The sequence below is a fragment of the Phaeobacter sp. SYSU ZJ3003 genome (assembly GCF_041300735.1).
Taxonomy (GTDB): Bacteria; Pseudomonadota; Alphaproteobacteria; order Rhodobacterales; family Rhodobacteraceae; genus Phycobacter; species Phycobacter gallaeciensis_A.
The window spans coordinates 14,390-29,970 of sequence record NZ_PXNU01000061.1 but is presented as its reverse complement, the minus strand read 5'-3'; the positions used below and the strand labels follow the sequence as shown (position 1 = coordinate 29,970).

The following is a 15,581-nucleotide window of genomic DNA, read 5'->3' as shown; positions in this document are numbered from 1 at the left end:
GGTCAACGTGGCCAACGGTGCCGATGTTGACGTGCGGTTTATTACGCTCAAACTTTTCCTTAGCCATGGTGGCCTCCTTTTGATTGGAAGAAGGTCCGCGCGGGCCGCGAACCTTCCAATGTCATGACGCTTACGCGTATTTCGCCTGGATCTCGTCCGAGATGTTCTGCGGAACCGGATCGTAGTGACCGAACTGCATGGTGAACTGGGCGCGGCCCGAGCTCATCGAACGCAGGGTGTTGATGTAGCCGAACATGTTCGCCAGCGGCACGTTTGCGTCGATCGCAATCGCGTTGCCGCGGGGCTCCTGGCCGGACACCTGACCACGACGGGAGGTCAGGTCGCCGATGATACCGCCGGTGTATTCTTCCGGGGTGATCACTTCGACCTTCATGATCGGTTCCAGCAGCTTGGCGCCAGCTTTGCGCATGCCTTCACGCATGCACATACGTGCTGCGATTTCAAAGGCCAGAACGCTGGAGTCAACGTCGTGGAACTTACCGTCGATCAGGGCAACCTTGAAGTCGATCACGGGGAAGCCAGCCAGCGGACCGCTATCCATAACCGAGTTGATGCCTTTTTCAACACCGGGGATGTATTCCTTCGGAACAGCACCACCAACGATGCGGGATTCGAAGGAGTAGCCTTCGCCGGCTTCTGTCGGCGAGATGATCATCTTCACCTCGGCGAACTGACCCGAACCACCCGACTGTTTCTTGTGGGTGTAGGTGTGCTCGACCTCGTGACCGATGGTCTCACGGTAGGCAACCTGCGGGGCACCGATGTTGGCTTCAACCTTGAATTCGCGCTTCAGGCGGTCAACCAGGATGTCCAGGTGAAGTTCGCCCATGCCCTTCATGATGGTCTGACCGGATTCCAGGTCAGTTTCCACGCGGAAGGACGGGTCTTCGGCGGCCAGACGGGCCAGACCCTGGGACATTTTTTCCTGGTCAGCCTTGGTTTTCGGCTCAACCGCGATCTCGATCACCGGATCGGGGAAGGTCATGGTTTCCAGAACCACCGGATCGTTGACGGCGCAGAGCGTGTCACCTGTGGTGGTGTCTTTCAGACCAGCCAGCGCGATGATGTCGCCCGCGAACGCTTCCGTGATTTCCTCACGGTCGTTCGAGTGCATCATCATCATCCGGCCAACGCGCTCTTTCTTACCCTTGGTGGAGTTCAGAAGGGTATCACCCTTGTTCAGAACACCGGAGTAGATGCGGGTAAAGGTCAGCGAACCGACGAAGGGGTCGTTCATGATTTTGAACGCCAGGCCCGAGAACGCCATATCATCATCCGCGCGGCGGGCGATGTTACGGGTTTCGGTTTCGTCACCGGGTTTGAAGCCCATGTAATCGACAACGTCCAGCGGGCTGGGCAGGTAGTCGATCACGGCGTTGAGCAGCGGCTGAACGCCTTTGTTCTTGAACGCGGAACCGCCCAGAACCGGAACGAAGTCCAGCGCCAGAGTGCCCTTGCGCAGCAGAGCGCGCAGTGTTGCAACGTCGGGCTCTTCACCTTCCAGGTAGGCTTCCATGGCGTCGTCGTCTTGCTCGACGGCCGCTTCGACCATCTTGCCACGCCATTCGTCGGCCATGTCCTTCAGGCTGTCACGGATCTCGACCTGCACCCAGGAGGCGCCAAGGTCTTCACCCTGCCACAGCCATTCCTTCATGGTGACCAGATCGATCAGGCCTTCCAGCTCGTTCTCGGCGCCGATCGGAATACCAACCGGAACCGCGCGGGCGCCGGTGCGGTCTTCGATCATGTTGACGCAGTTGAAGAAGTCAGCGCCGATCTTGTCCATCTTGTTGACGAAGACGATGCGCGGAACCTTGTAGCGGTCAGCCTGACGCCAAACGGTTTCGGTCTGCGGTTCAACGCCAGCGTTGGCGTCAAGAACACAGACAGCACCGTCGAGAACCGCCAGCGAACGCTCAACTTCGATGGTGAAGTCGACGTGGCCGGGGGTGTCGATGATGTTCAGGCGGTGCTTGGGCGTGTCAGCAGTTTCGCCATCTTCGGTGCGTTCCCAGAAAGTGGTGGTCGCAGCCGAGGTGATGGTGATGCCGCGTTCCTGCTCCTGCTCCATCCAGTCCATGGTGGCTGCACCATCGTGCACCTCACCGATGTTGTGGGATTTGCCGGTGTAGTACAGGATACGCTCCGAGCAGGTGGTCTTACCTGCATCGATGTGCGCCATGATACCGAAGTTACGGTAATGGTTGAGTGTATAGTCGCGTGCCATAGGTCTAAGCCCCTTGGGTTACCAGCGGTAATGCGAGAAGGCCTTGTTGGCCTCTGCCATCTTGTGGGTGTCTTCGCGCTTCTTCACCGCGGTACCACGGGACTGGACAGCGTCCAGCAGCTCGCCTGCAAGGCGCTCTTCCATGGTGTTTTCGTTGCGGCTACGGGCGGCTTTGATCAACCAGCGGATTGCGAGTGCTTCGCGGCGCTCCGGGCGAACTTCGACCGGCACCTGGTAGGTTGCACCACCCACGCGGCGCGAACGAACTTCGACGGCGGGTTTCACATTGTCCAGAGCTTCGTGGAAGACTTCCACGGGAGCGCGTTTGATCTTGGCTTCAACGCGATCGAACGCGTTGTAGACGATTTTTTCTGCGACCGATTTCTTACCATCGATCATCAGGTTGTTCATGAATTTGGTCAGAACGCGGTCGCCATATTTGGCGTCGGGCAGAACTTCGCGTTTTTCAGCAGCGTGACGGCGTGACATCTGTGCTTATCCTTCTTCTTACTTAGGACGCTTCGCGCCGTACTTGGAGCGACGCTGCTTACGGTCTTTGACGCCCTGGGTATCCAGAACACCGCGAAGGATGTGGTAACGGACACCCGGAAGGTCTTTTACACGACCGCCGCGGATCAGAACCACAGAGTGTTCCTGAAGGTTGTGGCTTTCACCCGGGATGTAGGAGATGACCTCGAAACCGTTGGTCAGGCGGACCTTCGCAACTTTCCGCATAGCGGAGTTCGGTTTCTTCGGCGTGGTGGTGTAAACGCGCGTGCAAACGCCACGCTTCTGGGGGCACTGCTCCAGATGCATGGATTTGGAGCGTTTAACTTTCGGCTGCCGCGGCTTGCGGATCAGCTGTTGGATCGTTGGCATTCCGGTCTATTCCCCGTTTCGCAACTTTCATGTCATGCACGCGCAAGGGCGTGCGGCTCATATTTCCGGCACTTACGCGTCCGCAAGCGCAAAAACCGCAATCGTTCCCATTCCGAGGTGAACGACGCGGTGGGTCTACAGAGGATCCGGACGATAAAACTGTCCGAACCTTGATCCACTACAATAGTGATATCGGCTTTAGGGGCGGCCCCCGGATGCCGGATAGGCGCGCGTATATGGGGAGTCGCGGAGCTTGTCAACTGTCAGGCGCCCAGTGACGCCCAGGGTCGGCGGATGGCTGCACGGGAACACGCCGCTGGCAATACTTCCCCTGCCACACCCGCTGTCTTGTCGCATCGGTACGGGCGATGCATAGTTCAACAGGCCGCAATCAGATTGGGCCAGACGCATACTCAGGACGCCCCATTCATGCAAGTCATCGGTCTTTGTCGTTTTTCTTATCCCGCGATTGGCGGCTTTCAGATTGAACATGCCAGCCTGGAGGAGCGCATTGCCTACCTTTATGCCGAAGACCGTCTAGAGGAGCGGTTCCAACTGATGGAGACCGTCGCCCTGCCCTGTCTGCGCGAACAGACAGATCAGGATTTCGAGCTGATCATCGTCATTGGCGACAGCCTGCCGAAACAGCACCGGGAGCGGCTTCAGGACATAACTGCCGACATACCGCAGGTCCGCATTCACAGCGAACCGCCGCGCAAACAGCGCCAGGTGATGAAAGAGATCCTCAACAAAGCCCGCCGGGATCCAGACGCGCCGTGTCTGCAGTTCCGGCATGACGACGACGACGCAGTGTCGGTGGATTTCGTCGAACGTCTCCGGCAGACGGTTGAGGATTGTTCTGGCCTGGTCGAAAAGAGCAAAACGGTCGCCGTTGATTTCAACCGTGGTTATGTGGCCGAGGTTGGGGCGTCCGGGATCGCCGCGACCGAGATACACCGGCCCTACTATGTCGCTTCGCTTGGCATGTATGTGCGCGGCGGCTGTAACCTGACGATCATGAACTTCGCGCATGAGAAAATCCTGCGCTTCATGCCGACGGTCACCATCAGCGATCAGCCGATGTTCGTTCGCACCCACAATGGCTATAACGACTCGCGCCAGAAACGGGTCAAACCGGTGCCCGTCACCCCGCTGACCCCGGATCAGGTGGGTGAGTTTGAAGCGCGATTTGCCATCCGGCAGGATGATCTCAAACGGGTCTTCGCGGCTGACTAGCCCCACGCCTTTATTTTTACCAGGGATCGCATGTTATGCAGGTTATCGGATTGTGCCGCTTCTCTTATGTAGGGCACGGCGGCTACAAGCAGGAGCACGCCAGCCTAGAGGAACGCCGTGCCTATCTTTATGCGCCCGAACGGCTTGAGGAGCGGTTCCGCCTGTTCGAAACTGTCTGCCTGCCCTCGGTCATCGGTCAGACCGACGCGGATTTCCAGTTGCTGGTCGTGGTCGGTGAGTGCTTTCCCCTCCCCTATCTCGACCGGCTGCTGACCCTCACCGAACCTTTGCCGAATGTGGTCATTTCCGTGCAGCCGCCGGGCCGTCACCGGCGGGTGATGATCCAGATGCTAAACGACGCGCGCGAAAACCCGGATGCGCCCTGCCTGCAGTTTCGTCTAGACGATGACGATGCGATGGCGGTGTCATTCGTGGAACGGCTGAAACAGGCGGCGCAGGACCTAGAACCGGTCTGGCCGCGCTATCCGATGACCACCATCGATTTCAACCGCGGCTATGTCTATCGCGCCAGTGCCGATGGGCTGGCGATCAAACCGGACCGCTACCCCTACACTGCGCTTTCTATGGGAGTCGTAGTGGCGGGCGGGTCCAACCAGACGATCATGCATCACGGCCATCATACCCTTTGGCGGGTCACACCAACGCTGACCATTCCGGATGGCGACATGTACCTGCGCGGTTACAACAGCTTCAACGATTCCCGCTCCAAGGGGCGCGGCAAGGAGATCAACGTCACCCCTGTCACACCAGAGGAAGCGCACCATCTGAAACAAACCTTCAACGTCGATAGCGCCGCAGTCGCGCGGGCGTTCTCATCCCCCGGTCTGCTGCCGCTCCCGGTAGAAGGTGAATAGGCCGGCCGCCACAACGACAGCCGCGCCGGTCAGAGTAAGCACACCCGGCCAATCACCAAACACTGCCCAGCCGAGGAACAGCGCCCACAACAACCCGCTGTACCGGAAGGGCGAGACCACGGCGACGTCTCCGACTCGCATGGTCATGACCGAAAACAAGTAGCCGGCAAAGATGAAGCAGGCCGCCCCCATAAGCAGACCCAGATGCCAGCCTTGCATCGGCTGCCAGTCCTGCTGGGTGCTGTAGATCAGGCCAAAAGTCAGCACTGTCAAAGAGGCCATTAGGGTCACAGTCATCGACGGCACCGCCGCCGACATCCGCCGGGTGAACAGATCCCGGGCCGTGACGCAGCCAACCGCACCCAGTGCATACAAAGAGGCGCCATCGAACCCCTCTGGCCCCGGCTGCACGATCAGCAGCATACCGCAGAACCCCGCAAGGATCGCCGCCATGCGCCGCCAGCCGATGCTTTCGCCAAAGAACAGCGCCGCCCCCAGCGTCACGGTCAGTGGCAGCATTTGCAGTACGGCAGTCACATTGGCGAGCGGCATCAGCATCAGCGCGCTGAGGAAGAGGTAAGTCGCCCCCGCTTCGGACAGACAGCGGCCCAGAACCAGCATCCAGTCGCCCCGTGGCAGGTTCATCCGCAAGCTGCCCAGATAGCGCGCCAGCAGGAAAATCAGCAGTGACGCAACCCCGCCGCGGACCACAAGAATCTGCGACAGCGGCAGATCCGCCCCCACAGATTTCACCAGCGTATCATTGAAGGTAAAGGCCGCCATGCTGCCCATCATCAACAGGGCACCGTTCTGATTGGGTTTCATGCGCTATACCGCCTTCAGCTGCGACAGCGTCAGACCGAAATGGCGCTGCAGCGCGCCGTCGATCTCTTCCTCGGCCATCTGATGAGTGATCCCTTTTTGGGTGGGATCGGATTTATTGTCACCATGGATAGTGCGCAGGAAGGATGGCACCGAAATATCCGAATAAAGGCTGTAGTGCCGCGCCAGTTTGCGGTGGTTGAACTTGTAGGGATTCGCGGCGCTTCCAACTGGGGTCACCAGCGCGGTGCCTGCCGACAGGGGCGCCTGTTCGACCGCGTCGAAGACCTCCGGCCCATCCAGCGTCGCCCGCATGTAAAAGCCCCGGTTATAGGCAATGACAAAAGCGCCACCTTCGGGTTGCAGCGGCAGGATCCCAGCCGCCAGACGTTTTGTGCGTGCCACAAAATCAATATCAACCGCGTCATCATCATCCAGACGGAACAGGATGCGGTGACTGCCCTCCCCTGCCGGAATGGAATCGTACCCCAGGCGTAACAGCCGGTAATGATTTCGGGTTCCGACCGGACGGCAATGCAGATTGCGATGCGGCGCAAGCAGCGCCTTCAGCCTTTGCATATAGCGATCAGGCATCGACGCCGCAGTCAACACCACCACATCAAATTCCGGATCGCTTTGCCGAAGCAGCGAAGGCAGGCACAGCTCTTCGAAAACGCGAAAGCGGAGCTCCATCCGGTCCTCGGAAAACAGATGTGCCGCCGTTTCCTCCAGCGTGCTGAAGCGTTCGGAATAATAGGTAGGCGTCAGAACCGAGAACCGGACCAGTCCAACCATCTTCAACTGCTCTGACATTTCCCCTCCACCGGTTGCGCGCACAGAAAACACCGGGGCGCAGCACTTGGGAAGAGGCATTCGCCGGTTGGGGGACGTCAGACAAAAGAAAACCCCCGCGCCATCGGCGCGGGGGCATTCATTTTCAAAAAGTCAGTCGACGGATCAGTCGCGGCTTTCCGGTGTTTCCACCAGATTGTCGAAGTCGCCACCGGACACGTCGTCCTCCATCACCGGAGCGGCCAGGGCAGCTGCGGCCTCGGCTTCTTCGCGGCGCGCTTCCAAAACCACATTGTCGCGGGACTGAGCGATATGGCGCATCTGCTGGGTTGCACCACCGGTACCGGCCGGGATCAGGCGACCAACGATGACGTTTTCCTTCAGGCCAACCAGCTTGTCCTTCTTGCCCTGAACCGAAGCCTCGGTCAGCACGCGGGTGGTCTCCTGGAAGGAGGCCGCCGAGATGAACGAACGGGTCTGCAGCGACGCCTTGGTGATACCAAGCAGGATCGGTGCGCCCTGTGCCGGACGTTTGCCGCGCGACAGTGCCTTCTCGTTGGCAGCGTCGAATTCCTGCTTGTCCACGTGTTCGCCTTTCAGCAGCGTGGTTTCGCCAGAGTCGGAGATCTCCCACTTCTGCAGCATCTGGCGAACGATCACCTCGATGTGCTTGTCGTTGATCTTCACGCCCTGCAGACGATAAACGTCCTGAACTTCGTCGATCATGTAGTTCGCCAGAGCCTCGACACCCATAATTGCAAGGATGTCATGCGGCGCCGGGTTGCCGTCCATGATGTAGTCGCCCTTCTGCACGAAGTCACCTTCCTGCACCGGGATGTGCTTGCCCTTGGGCACCATGTATTCGACGGTTTCCAGGCTCTCATCCGCGGGTTCGATCGAGATACGGCGCTTGTTCTTGTAGTCGCGGCCAAAGCGCACGTAACCATCGATTTCGGCAATGATTGCGTGGTCTTTCGGACGACGGGCTTCGAACAGTTCGGCCACACGCGGCAGACCACCGGTAATGTCCTTGGTCTTGGCGCCTTCACGCGGGATACGCGCAACAACGTCACCGGCCTCGATCTGCTGACCGTCTTCACAGGACAGGATCGCATCAACGGACATCGGGTAGGTAACCGGGTTGCCCAGATCGTTGCGGACCGGCTCGCCGTCAGCATCCACAAGGATGATTTCCGGCTTCAGGTCGTTGCCTTTCGGTGCCGCACGCCAGTCGACCACGATCTTCTGGGTCATGCCGGTGGCTTCGTCGGTCTCGTCGCGGACGGCAAGGCCCGAAACCAGATCGACGTATTTGGCAGTACCCGGCTTTTCCGCGATGATCGGCAGGGTGTAGGGGTCCCATTCGAACAGCTTGTCGCCACGGGCAACGGATTGACCATCGGTGACGAACAGCTTGGAACCATAGCCCAGCTTGTGGCTGGCGCGCTCTTCGCCGTGCTCGTCCTGAATGATCAGCTTCATGTTACGGCCAACCACCAGCGTTTCGCCGTTGGCGTTCTGCAGGATCTGAGCGTTCTCGAAGACGATCTTGCCTTCCTGGCTCGCCTCGAGGAACGACTGCTGACCACCCTGGGCAACACCGCCGATGTGGAAGGTCCGCATCGTCAGCTGTGTACCAGGTTCACCGATCGACTGCGCGGCGATGATGCCGACAGCCTCGCCCGAGTTGACCATGGTACCGCGCGCAAGGTCACGGCCATAGCACATGGCGCAGACGCCCTCTTCGCTTTCGCAGGTCAGAGGCGAACGGATCCGCGTGGAGGCAACACCGGCTTCCTGCACGGCATCCGCCATGCGTTCGTCGATGAGCTGCCCCTGTGCGACGATCACCTCTTCGGTGCCCGGACGTTTGATGTCCTCGGCCGCAACACGGCCCAGCAGACGTTCACCGATGCTGGCAACCACTTCACCGTCGTTGACCGCAGCCTCTGCTGTGATCGCACGCTCGGTACCGCAGTCGCGCTCGCGCACGATGCAGTCCTGCGCCACGTCCACCAGACGACGGGTCAGATAACCTGAGTTCGCCGTTTTCAGAGCGGTATCCGACAGACCCTTACGGGCACCGTGGGTGGAGTTGAAGTACTCCAGAACCGTCAGGCCTTCTTTAAAGTTCGAGATGATCGGGGTCTCGATGATGTCGCCGTTCGGCTTGGCCATCAGGCCGCGCATACCGCCCAGCTGTTTCATCTGAGTAACCGAGCCACGCGCACCGGAGTGGGCCATCATGTAAACCGAGTTCGGCTCCATCACGGCACCGTTCTCGTCCCGCTTGTCGGCGGAGATGGTGCTCATCATCGCCTCGGTGACCTTGTCGTTACACTTCGACCAGGCATCGACAACCTTGTTGTACTTTTCGCCCTGAGTGATCAGGCCGTCCATGTACTGCTGTTCGAAATCTTTCACCTGCTCGCGTGTCTCGTCGACGATGGTCCACTTGCCGTCCGGGATCACCATGTCGTCCTTGCCGAACGAAATGCCTGCCTTGAACGCTTCGCGGAAGCCCATGGTCATGATCTGGTCACAGAAGATCACGGACTCTTTCTGACCGCAGTAACGGTAGACGGTGTCGATGACCTGCTGCACTTCTTTCTTCCGCAGAAGACGGTTGACCAGTTCAAACGGCGCCTTGGCGTTCTTCGGCAACAGTGCGCCCAGACGAACACGGCCCGGGGTGGTCTCAAAACGCTTGAGAACCTCGTTGCCTTCTTCGTCGATCTGGGTGATCCGCGCGGTGATCTTGGTGTGCAGGTGCACTTCGCCGGCGTCCAGAGCGTGCTGAACTTCGTCGATGGTCCCAAAGACCTTGCCTTCGCCCACCATGCCTTCGCGTTCCAGGGTCACATAGTAGAGACCCAAGATCATATCCTGCGAGGGAACGATGATCGGCGCGCCGTTTGCGGGCGACAGAACGTTGTTGGTGGACATCATCAGGACGCGCGCTTCCAGCTGGGCCTCAAGGCTCAGCGGCACGTGCACGGCCATCTGGTCACCGTCGAAGTCCGCGTTGAACGCCGAGCAGACCAGCGGGTGCAGCTGGATAGCCTTACCTTCGATCAGCGTGGGTTCGAAGGCTTGAATACCAAGACGGTGCAGCGTCGGTGCGCGGTTCAGCATCACCGGGTGCTCGCGGATCACCTCGTCGAGGATATCCCAGACTTCGGGGCGTTCTTTTTCCACCAGCTTCTTCGCCTGCTTCACGGTGGAGGACAGACCTTTGGCCTCCAGACGCGAGTAGATGAAGGGCTTGAAGAGTTCGAGCGCCATCTTCTTGGGTAGACCACACTGATGCAGCTTCAGCTCGGGACCTGTCACAATGACCGAACGGCCGGAGAAGTCGACGCGCTTACCCAGAAGGTTCTGACGGAAGCGACCCTGCTTACCTTTCAGCATGTCCGACAGCGACTTCAGCGGGCGCTTGTTGGCGCCGGTGATGACGCGGCCACGGCGGCCGTTGTCAAACAGGGCGTCAACGGATTCCTGCAGCATCCGCTTTTCGTTGCGGACGATGATGTCAGGCGCACGCAGTTCGATCAGACGCTTCAGACGGTTGTTCCGGTTGATCACACGACGGTAAAGGTCGTTAAGGTCGGAGGTCGCGAAACGACCGCCATCCAGCGGAACCAGCGGACGCAGTTCCGGCGGGATGACCGGGATCACGGTCATGATCATCCACTCGGGACGGTTGCCCGACTCGAGGAAGGATTCGACCACTTTCAGACGCTTGATGATCTTCTTGGGCTTCAGTTCGCCGGTGGCTTCGGCCAGTTCGGCGCGCAGCTGCTCGGCTTCGGCTTCCAGATCGATCGCGGCCAGCATTTCACGGATCGCTTCGGCGCCGATATTGGCGGTGAAGGCGTCCATGCCGTACTGGTCCTGGGCGTCCATGTACTCTTCTTCTGTCATCATCTGGCCGTAGGTGAGGTCGGTCAGACCCGGCTCGATGACAACGTAGTTTTCAAAGTACAGCACGCGTTCCAGATCGCGCAGGGTCATGTCCAGCATCAGGCCGATGCGCGAAGGCAGCGACTTCAGGAACCAGATGTGCGCAACCGGCGAGGCCAGTTCGATATGGCCCATACGCTCGCGGCGGACCTTTTGCAGGGTGACTTCCACACCGCATTTTTCGCAGACAACGCCGCGATATTTCATCCGCTTATATTTGCCGCAGAGGCATTCGTAGTCTTTGATCGGACCAAAGATACGGGCGCAGAACAGACCGTCACGCTCGGGCTTGAAGGTCCGGTAGTTGATGGTCTCGGGCTTTTTGATTTCGCCATAGGACCACGACAGGATCCGCTCCGGCGATGCCAGCGACACCTTGATCTCGTCGAAAACCTTCGGCGGGGTCAGCGGGTTGAACGGGTTATTGGTGATTTCCTGGTTCATTTTGATACCTCAAATCTTGCGGAAGGGGGGACGGGAGAAGGGCAAGCGCCCTTACTCCTCAACCTCCGCATCCAGGAGTTCCATATTCAGGCCGAGACCACGGACTTCTTTGACCAGAACGTTGAACGATTCCGGTACGCCCGCCTCGAAGTTGTCTTCGCCCTTGACGATGCTTTCATAGACCTTGGTCCGGCCTGCGACGTCATCCGATTTCACGGTGAGCATCTCCTGCAGGGTGTAGGCGGCGCCGTAAGCTTCCAGAGCCCAGACCTCCATCTCCCCGAAGCGCTGACCACCGAACTGCGCCTTACCACCCAGCGGCTGCTGCGTGACGAGCGAGTACGGACCGGTCGAACGCGCGTGGATCTTGTCGTCGACCAGGTGGTGCAGTTTCAGCAGATACTTGATGCCGACGGTGACCGGGCGGGCAAACTGCTCACCGGTGCGGCCGTCAAACAGGATCGACTGACCGGATTTGTCAAAGCCCGCGCGGACCAGCGCGTCATTGACGTCATCCTCTTTGGCACCGTCGAAGACCGGCGTCGCGATCGGCACACCACGGGCAACATTGTTGGCCGCGTCGATCAGGTCGGCTTCGGACATATCCGCAATGCCTTCGTCATAGACGTCCTGACCATATGCGTGATGCATCGCATCGCGCACCGGAGTCAGATCGCCGGAACGACGGTATTCCTGCAGCGCCTCGTCCACCTTGATGCCGAGACCGCGTGCGGCCCAACCCATGTGGGTTTCAAGGATCTGACCGACGTTCATACGCGACGGAACACCCAGCGGGTTCAGACAGAAATCGACCGGGGTACCATCCGCGAGGAACGGCATGTCCTCCATCGGAACCACTTTCGAAATCACACCTTTGTTGCCGTGACGGCCGGCCATCTTGTCGCCCGGCTGCAGCTTACGCTTCACAGCGATGAAGACCTTGACCATCTTCATCACACCCGGCGGCAGGTCGTCGCCGCGGCGGACCTTCTCGACCTTGTCTTCGAAACGGGCATCCAGAGCGCGCTTTTGCACTTCGTACTGCTCGTTCAGGGCCTCGACGATCTGGGCGTCTTTCTCGTCCTCAAGGGCGAGCATCCACCACTGACCGCGGCTGAGGGAGGCCAGCAGATCCTCGGTGATTTCCGAGCCTGCCTTGATGCCTTTCGGGCCTTTGACAGCGGTTTTGCCAACCAGCATGTCCTTCAGACGGGCATAGATGTTGCGATCCAGGATCGCCATCTCGTCGTCGCGGTCACGGGCGAGACGTTCGACTTCCTCACGCTCGATCTGCAGCGCACGTTCGTCTTTTTCGACACCGTGACGGTTGAAGACGCGGACTTCGACCACGGTACCGTAGTCACCCGGCTTCACACGCAGCGAGGTATCGCGGACGTCCGAGGCTTTCTCACCGAAGATGGCGCGCAGAAGCTTTTCTTCCGGCGTCATCGGGCTTTCGCCCTTCGGCGTGATCTTACCGACCAGAATGTCGCCCGGCTCAACATCCGCACCGATGTAAACGATGCCAGCCTCGTCGAGGTTGCGCAGCGCTTCTTCACCGACGTTCGGGATGTCGCGGGTGATCTCTTCCGGACCCAGCTTGGTGTCACGGGCGGCGACTTCGAATTCCTCGATGTGGATCGAGGTGAAGACGTCGTCACGTGCGATACGCTCGGAGATCAGGATGGAGTCTTCGTAGTTGTAGCCGTTCCAGGGCATGAAGGCGACGACGACGTTTTTACCGAGGGCCAGTTCGCCCATATCGGTCGACGGACCATCGGCGATAACTTCGCCCTTGCGCACTTCCTGACCCACTTTCACCAGAGGACGCTGGTTGATGCAGGTGTTCTGGTTGGAACGCTGGAACTTGCGCATACGGTAGATGTCAACGCCCGCATCGCCCAGCTCCAGATCGGAAGTGGCGCGGATCACGATACGCTGGGCATCGATCTGGTCGATGATACCGCCACGTTTCGCCATGATCGCAGCGCCCGAGTCGCGGGCCACGATTTCCTCGATACCGGTACCGACCAGCGGCGCCTCGGCGCGCAGCAGCGGAACCGCCTGACGTTGCATGTTCGAGCCCATCAGAGCGCGGTTGGCGTCGTCGTTTTCAAGGAACGGGATCAACGAGGCCGCAACCGAGACCAGCTGCTTGGGCGAAACGTCGATCAGGTCAACGTTTTCGCGCGGCGCCAGCGTGTAGTCGCCGGACTGACGGGTCGAAACCAGATCGTTCTGGAACTTGCCTTCATCATCCAGGGTCGCGTTGGCCTGCGCCACGGTGTGACGCATTTCCTCGGTCGCGGACATGTAGTGCACTTCGTCGGTGACCTTGGCGTCCTTGACGACGCGGTAAGGTGTTTCGATGAAGCCATACTTGTTCACGCGGGCAAAGGTCGCCAGCGAGTTGATCAGACCGATGTTCGGGCCTTCCGGCGTTTCAATCGGGCACATCCGGCCATAGTGGGTCGGGTGAACGTCGCGAACCTCAAAGCCTGCGCGCTCGCGGGTCAGACCGCCCGGGCCAAGCGCCGAGAGGCGGCGTTTGTGGGTGACTTCCGACAGTGGGTTGGTCTGGTCCATGAACTGCGACAGCTGCGAGGAGCCGAAGAATTCGCGAACAGCCGCAGCCGCCGGTTTCGCGTTGATCAGATCCTGCGGCATTACCGTGTCGATCTCGACCGAGGACATACGTTCCTTGATCGCGCGCTCCATGCGCAGCAGGCCGACGCGGTACTGGTTTTCCATCAGTTCGCCAACGGAACGGACACGACGGTTGCCAAGGTGGTCGATGTCGTCGATGTCGCCCTTGCCGTCGCGCAGCTCCACCAGAGCCTTGATGCAGGAGACGATGTCTTCCTTGCGCAGGGTCCGCTGGGTGTCTTCGGCGTCCAGTGCCAGGCGCATGTTCATCTTCACACGGCCAACCGCGGAGAGATCGTAACGCTCGGAGTCAAAGAACAGGGTGTCGAACAGAGCCGAAGCCGCTTCGACGGTGGGCGGCTCGCCCGGACGCATCACGCGATAGATATCCATGAGCGCGGTGTCGCGGCCCATGTTCTTATCCATCGCCATGGTGTTGCGCATGTAGGGGCCGACGTTGACGTTATCGATGTCCAGAACCGGAATCTCGGTGACGCCCGCGTCCAACAGTTCCTTGACGGTGCCGCCGATGATCTCGCCGTCCTTGTCGTATTCCAGCGTCAGCTCGTCACCGGCTTCCACATAGATGGCGCCGTTTTCTTCGTTGATCAGATCCTTGGCAACGAATTTGCCGACGATCTGCTCGAAGGGCACCAGAAGTTCGGTGATCGAACCCTCGTCGATCATCTTCTTCACGGCGCGCGGTGTGACTTTCTTGCCCGCTTCGCAGATGATTTCGCCGGTTGCAGCGTCGACCAGGTCATAGGTCGGACGGGTACCACGGACGCGCTCGGGGAAGAACGGCGTGACCCAGCCGCGGCTTTTGTCCAGCTTGAAGGTGACGGTATCGTAATAGGCATCCATGATGCCTTCCTGGTCCAGCCCCAGAGCGTACAGCAGGGTGGTCACAGGCAGCTTGCGGCGACGGTCGATCCGGGCAAAGACGATATCTTTGGCGTCGAATTCGAAATCGAGCCAGGAGCCGCGATACGGGATGATGCGGCAGGCGAACAGCAGTTTACCCGACGAGTGCGTCTTGCCCTTGTCGTGGTCAAAGAACACACCCGGCGAACGGTGCATCTGGCTGACGATCACACGCTCGGTGCCGTTGACGACAAAGGTACCGTTCGGCGTCATCAGGGGCATATCGCCCATGAAGACGTCTTGCTCTTTGATGTCCTTGACCGAACGGGCGCCGGTGTCTTCGTCGACATCGAACACGATCAGACGCAGGGTGACCTTCAGCGGCGCCGAGTAGGTCATGTCGCGTTGCATGCACTCTTCGACGTCGTATTTCGGTTTTTCCAGCGCGTATTTCACGAACTCGAGAACGGAGTTTTCATTGAAATCCTTGATCGGGAAGACAGATTGAAAAACACCGTTGATACCTTCGCCGTCCAGCGGTGCTTCGGCGTCACCCGAGCGAAGGAAAAGATCGTAGGAAGATTTTTGAACCTCAATGAGGTTCGGCATATCCAGCACTTCGCGGATCTTGCCATAATATTTGCGAAGACGTTTCTGGCCAAGGAACGTTTGAGCCATGTCAGATGTCACCTTTCGAATTTCTCACCGGACAAGGATGCCGCCGGGCTTCGGCATCTTGCCCATACGAGATAGAGCGTTCGGATCAATTCATGGCCGCCGTCCCGAATGGCTGCCTCCCGATCCTGTGAACC

The 15,581-nt window shown here is 59.3% G+C and carries 9 protein-coding genes; 2 read left to right on the top strand and 7 right to left on the bottom strand.

All coding sequences use genetic code 11. The annotated features are described in order from the left end of the window. Positions 1–130: 130 nt before the first annotated feature. From fusA to rpsL, 3 genes are read right to left on the bottom strand one after another with little or no spacing between them, the layout of a single operon-like run. Entirely contained in the window at positions 131–2,248 is a 2,118-nt protein-coding gene (fusA, locus tag C6W91_RS18180) for an elongation factor G (protein WP_065271479.1), read from the bottom strand. Between the two features lie 18 nt (positions 2,249–2,266). Continuing rightward, entirely contained in the window at positions 2,267–2,737 is a 471-nt protein-coding gene (rpsG, locus tag C6W91_RS18175) for a 30S ribosomal protein S7 (RefSeq protein ID WP_065271480.1), read from the bottom strand. Between the two features lie 18 nt (positions 2,738–2,755). After that, the gene (rpsL, locus tag C6W91_RS18170; protein WP_005621086.1) at positions 2,756–3,127 is read right to left on the bottom strand and encodes a 30S ribosomal protein S12; all 372 of its coding nucleotides are present in this window, start codon (positions 3,125–3,127) and stop codon (positions 2,756–2,758) included. 429 nt (positions 3,128–3,556) lie between these two features. On the opposite strand from rpsL, the gene C6W91_RS18165 reads away from it, so the two are divergent. Beyond that, positions 3,557–4,363, top strand: a complete 807-nt coding sequence (locus C6W91_RS18165; RefSeq protein WP_274840301.1) for a putative rhamnosyl transferase — start codon at positions 3,557–3,559, stop codon at positions 4,361–4,363. A gap of 35 nt (positions 4,364–4,398) precedes the next feature. Then, positions 4,399–5,238, top strand: coding sequence for a putative rhamnosyl transferase (locus C6W91_RS18160; protein WP_065271482.1), 840 nt, complete (start codon positions 4,399–4,401; stop codon positions 5,236–5,238). Here C6W91_RS18160 and C6W91_RS18155 read toward each other — a convergent pair. The 4 genes from C6W91_RS18155 to rpoB all read right to left on the bottom strand — a co-directional run bounded on the left by C6W91_RS18155 (position 5,197) and on the right by rpoB (position 15,447). Then, on the bottom strand, positions 5,197–6,063 hold the full coding sequence (locus C6W91_RS18155; protein ID WP_065271483.1) for a DMT family transporter: 867 nt from the start codon (positions 6,061–6,063) through the stop codon (positions 5,197–5,199). The two genes, C6W91_RS18160 and C6W91_RS18155, sit on opposite strands and share 42 nt — an antisense overlap. A 3-nt stretch (positions 6,064–6,066) precedes the next feature. Further along, positions 6,067–6,873, bottom strand: a complete 807-nt coding sequence (locus C6W91_RS18150) for a glycosyltransferase (RefSeq protein WP_065271484.1) — start codon at positions 6,871–6,873, stop codon at positions 6,067–6,069. 144 nt (positions 6,874–7,017) lie between these two features. Beyond that, positions 7,018–11,259 carry a DNA-directed RNA polymerase subunit beta' gene (rpoC, locus tag C6W91_RS18145; RefSeq protein ID WP_065271485.1) on the bottom strand — a complete coding sequence of 1,414 codons (4,242 nt, stop codon included), beginning with the start codon at positions 11,257–11,259 and terminating at the stop codon, positions 7,018–7,020. A gap of 51 nt (positions 11,260–11,310) precedes the next feature. Then, positions 11,311–15,447 carry a DNA-directed RNA polymerase subunit beta gene (rpoB, locus tag C6W91_RS18140; RefSeq protein ID WP_065271486.1) on the bottom strand — a complete coding sequence of 1,379 codons (4,137 nt, stop codon included), beginning with the start codon at positions 15,445–15,447 and terminating at the stop codon, positions 11,311–11,313. Positions 15,448–15,581 lie beyond the last annotated feature (134 nt).

Coding starts and splice junctions, on each gene's coding strand:
- fusA (WP_065271479.1), bottom strand. CDS start 2,248: ATGGCACGCGACTATACACTCAACCATTACCGTAACTTCGGTATCATG.
- C6W91_RS18155 (WP_065271483.1), bottom strand. CDS start 6,063: ATGAAACCCAATCAGAACGGTGCCCTGTTGATGATGGGCAGCATGGCG.
- rpoC (WP_065271485.1), bottom strand. CDS start 11,259: ATGAACCAGGAAATCACCAATAACCCGTTCAACCCGCTGACCCCGCCG.
- rpsL (WP_005621086.1), bottom strand. CDS start 3,127: ATGCCAACGATCCAACAGCTGATCCGCAAGCCGCGGCAGCCGAAAGTT.
- C6W91_RS18165 (WP_274840301.1), top strand. CDS start 3,557: ATGCAAGTCATCGGTCTTTGTCGTTTTTCTTATCCCGCGATTGGCGGC.
- rpsG (WP_065271480.1), bottom strand. CDS start 2,737: ATGTCACGCCGTCACGCTGCTGAAAAACGCGAAGTTCTGCCCGACGCC.
- C6W91_RS18150 (WP_065271484.1), bottom strand. CDS start 6,873: ATGTCAGAGCAGTTGAAGATGGTTGGACTGGTCCGGTTCTCGGTTCTG.
- C6W91_RS18160 (WP_065271482.1), top strand. CDS start 4,399: ATGCAGGTTATCGGATTGTGCCGCTTCTCTTATGTAGGGCACGGCGGC.
- rpoB (WP_065271486.1), bottom strand. CDS start 15,447: ATGGCTCAAACGTTCCTTGGCCAGAAACGTCTTCGCAAATATTATGGC.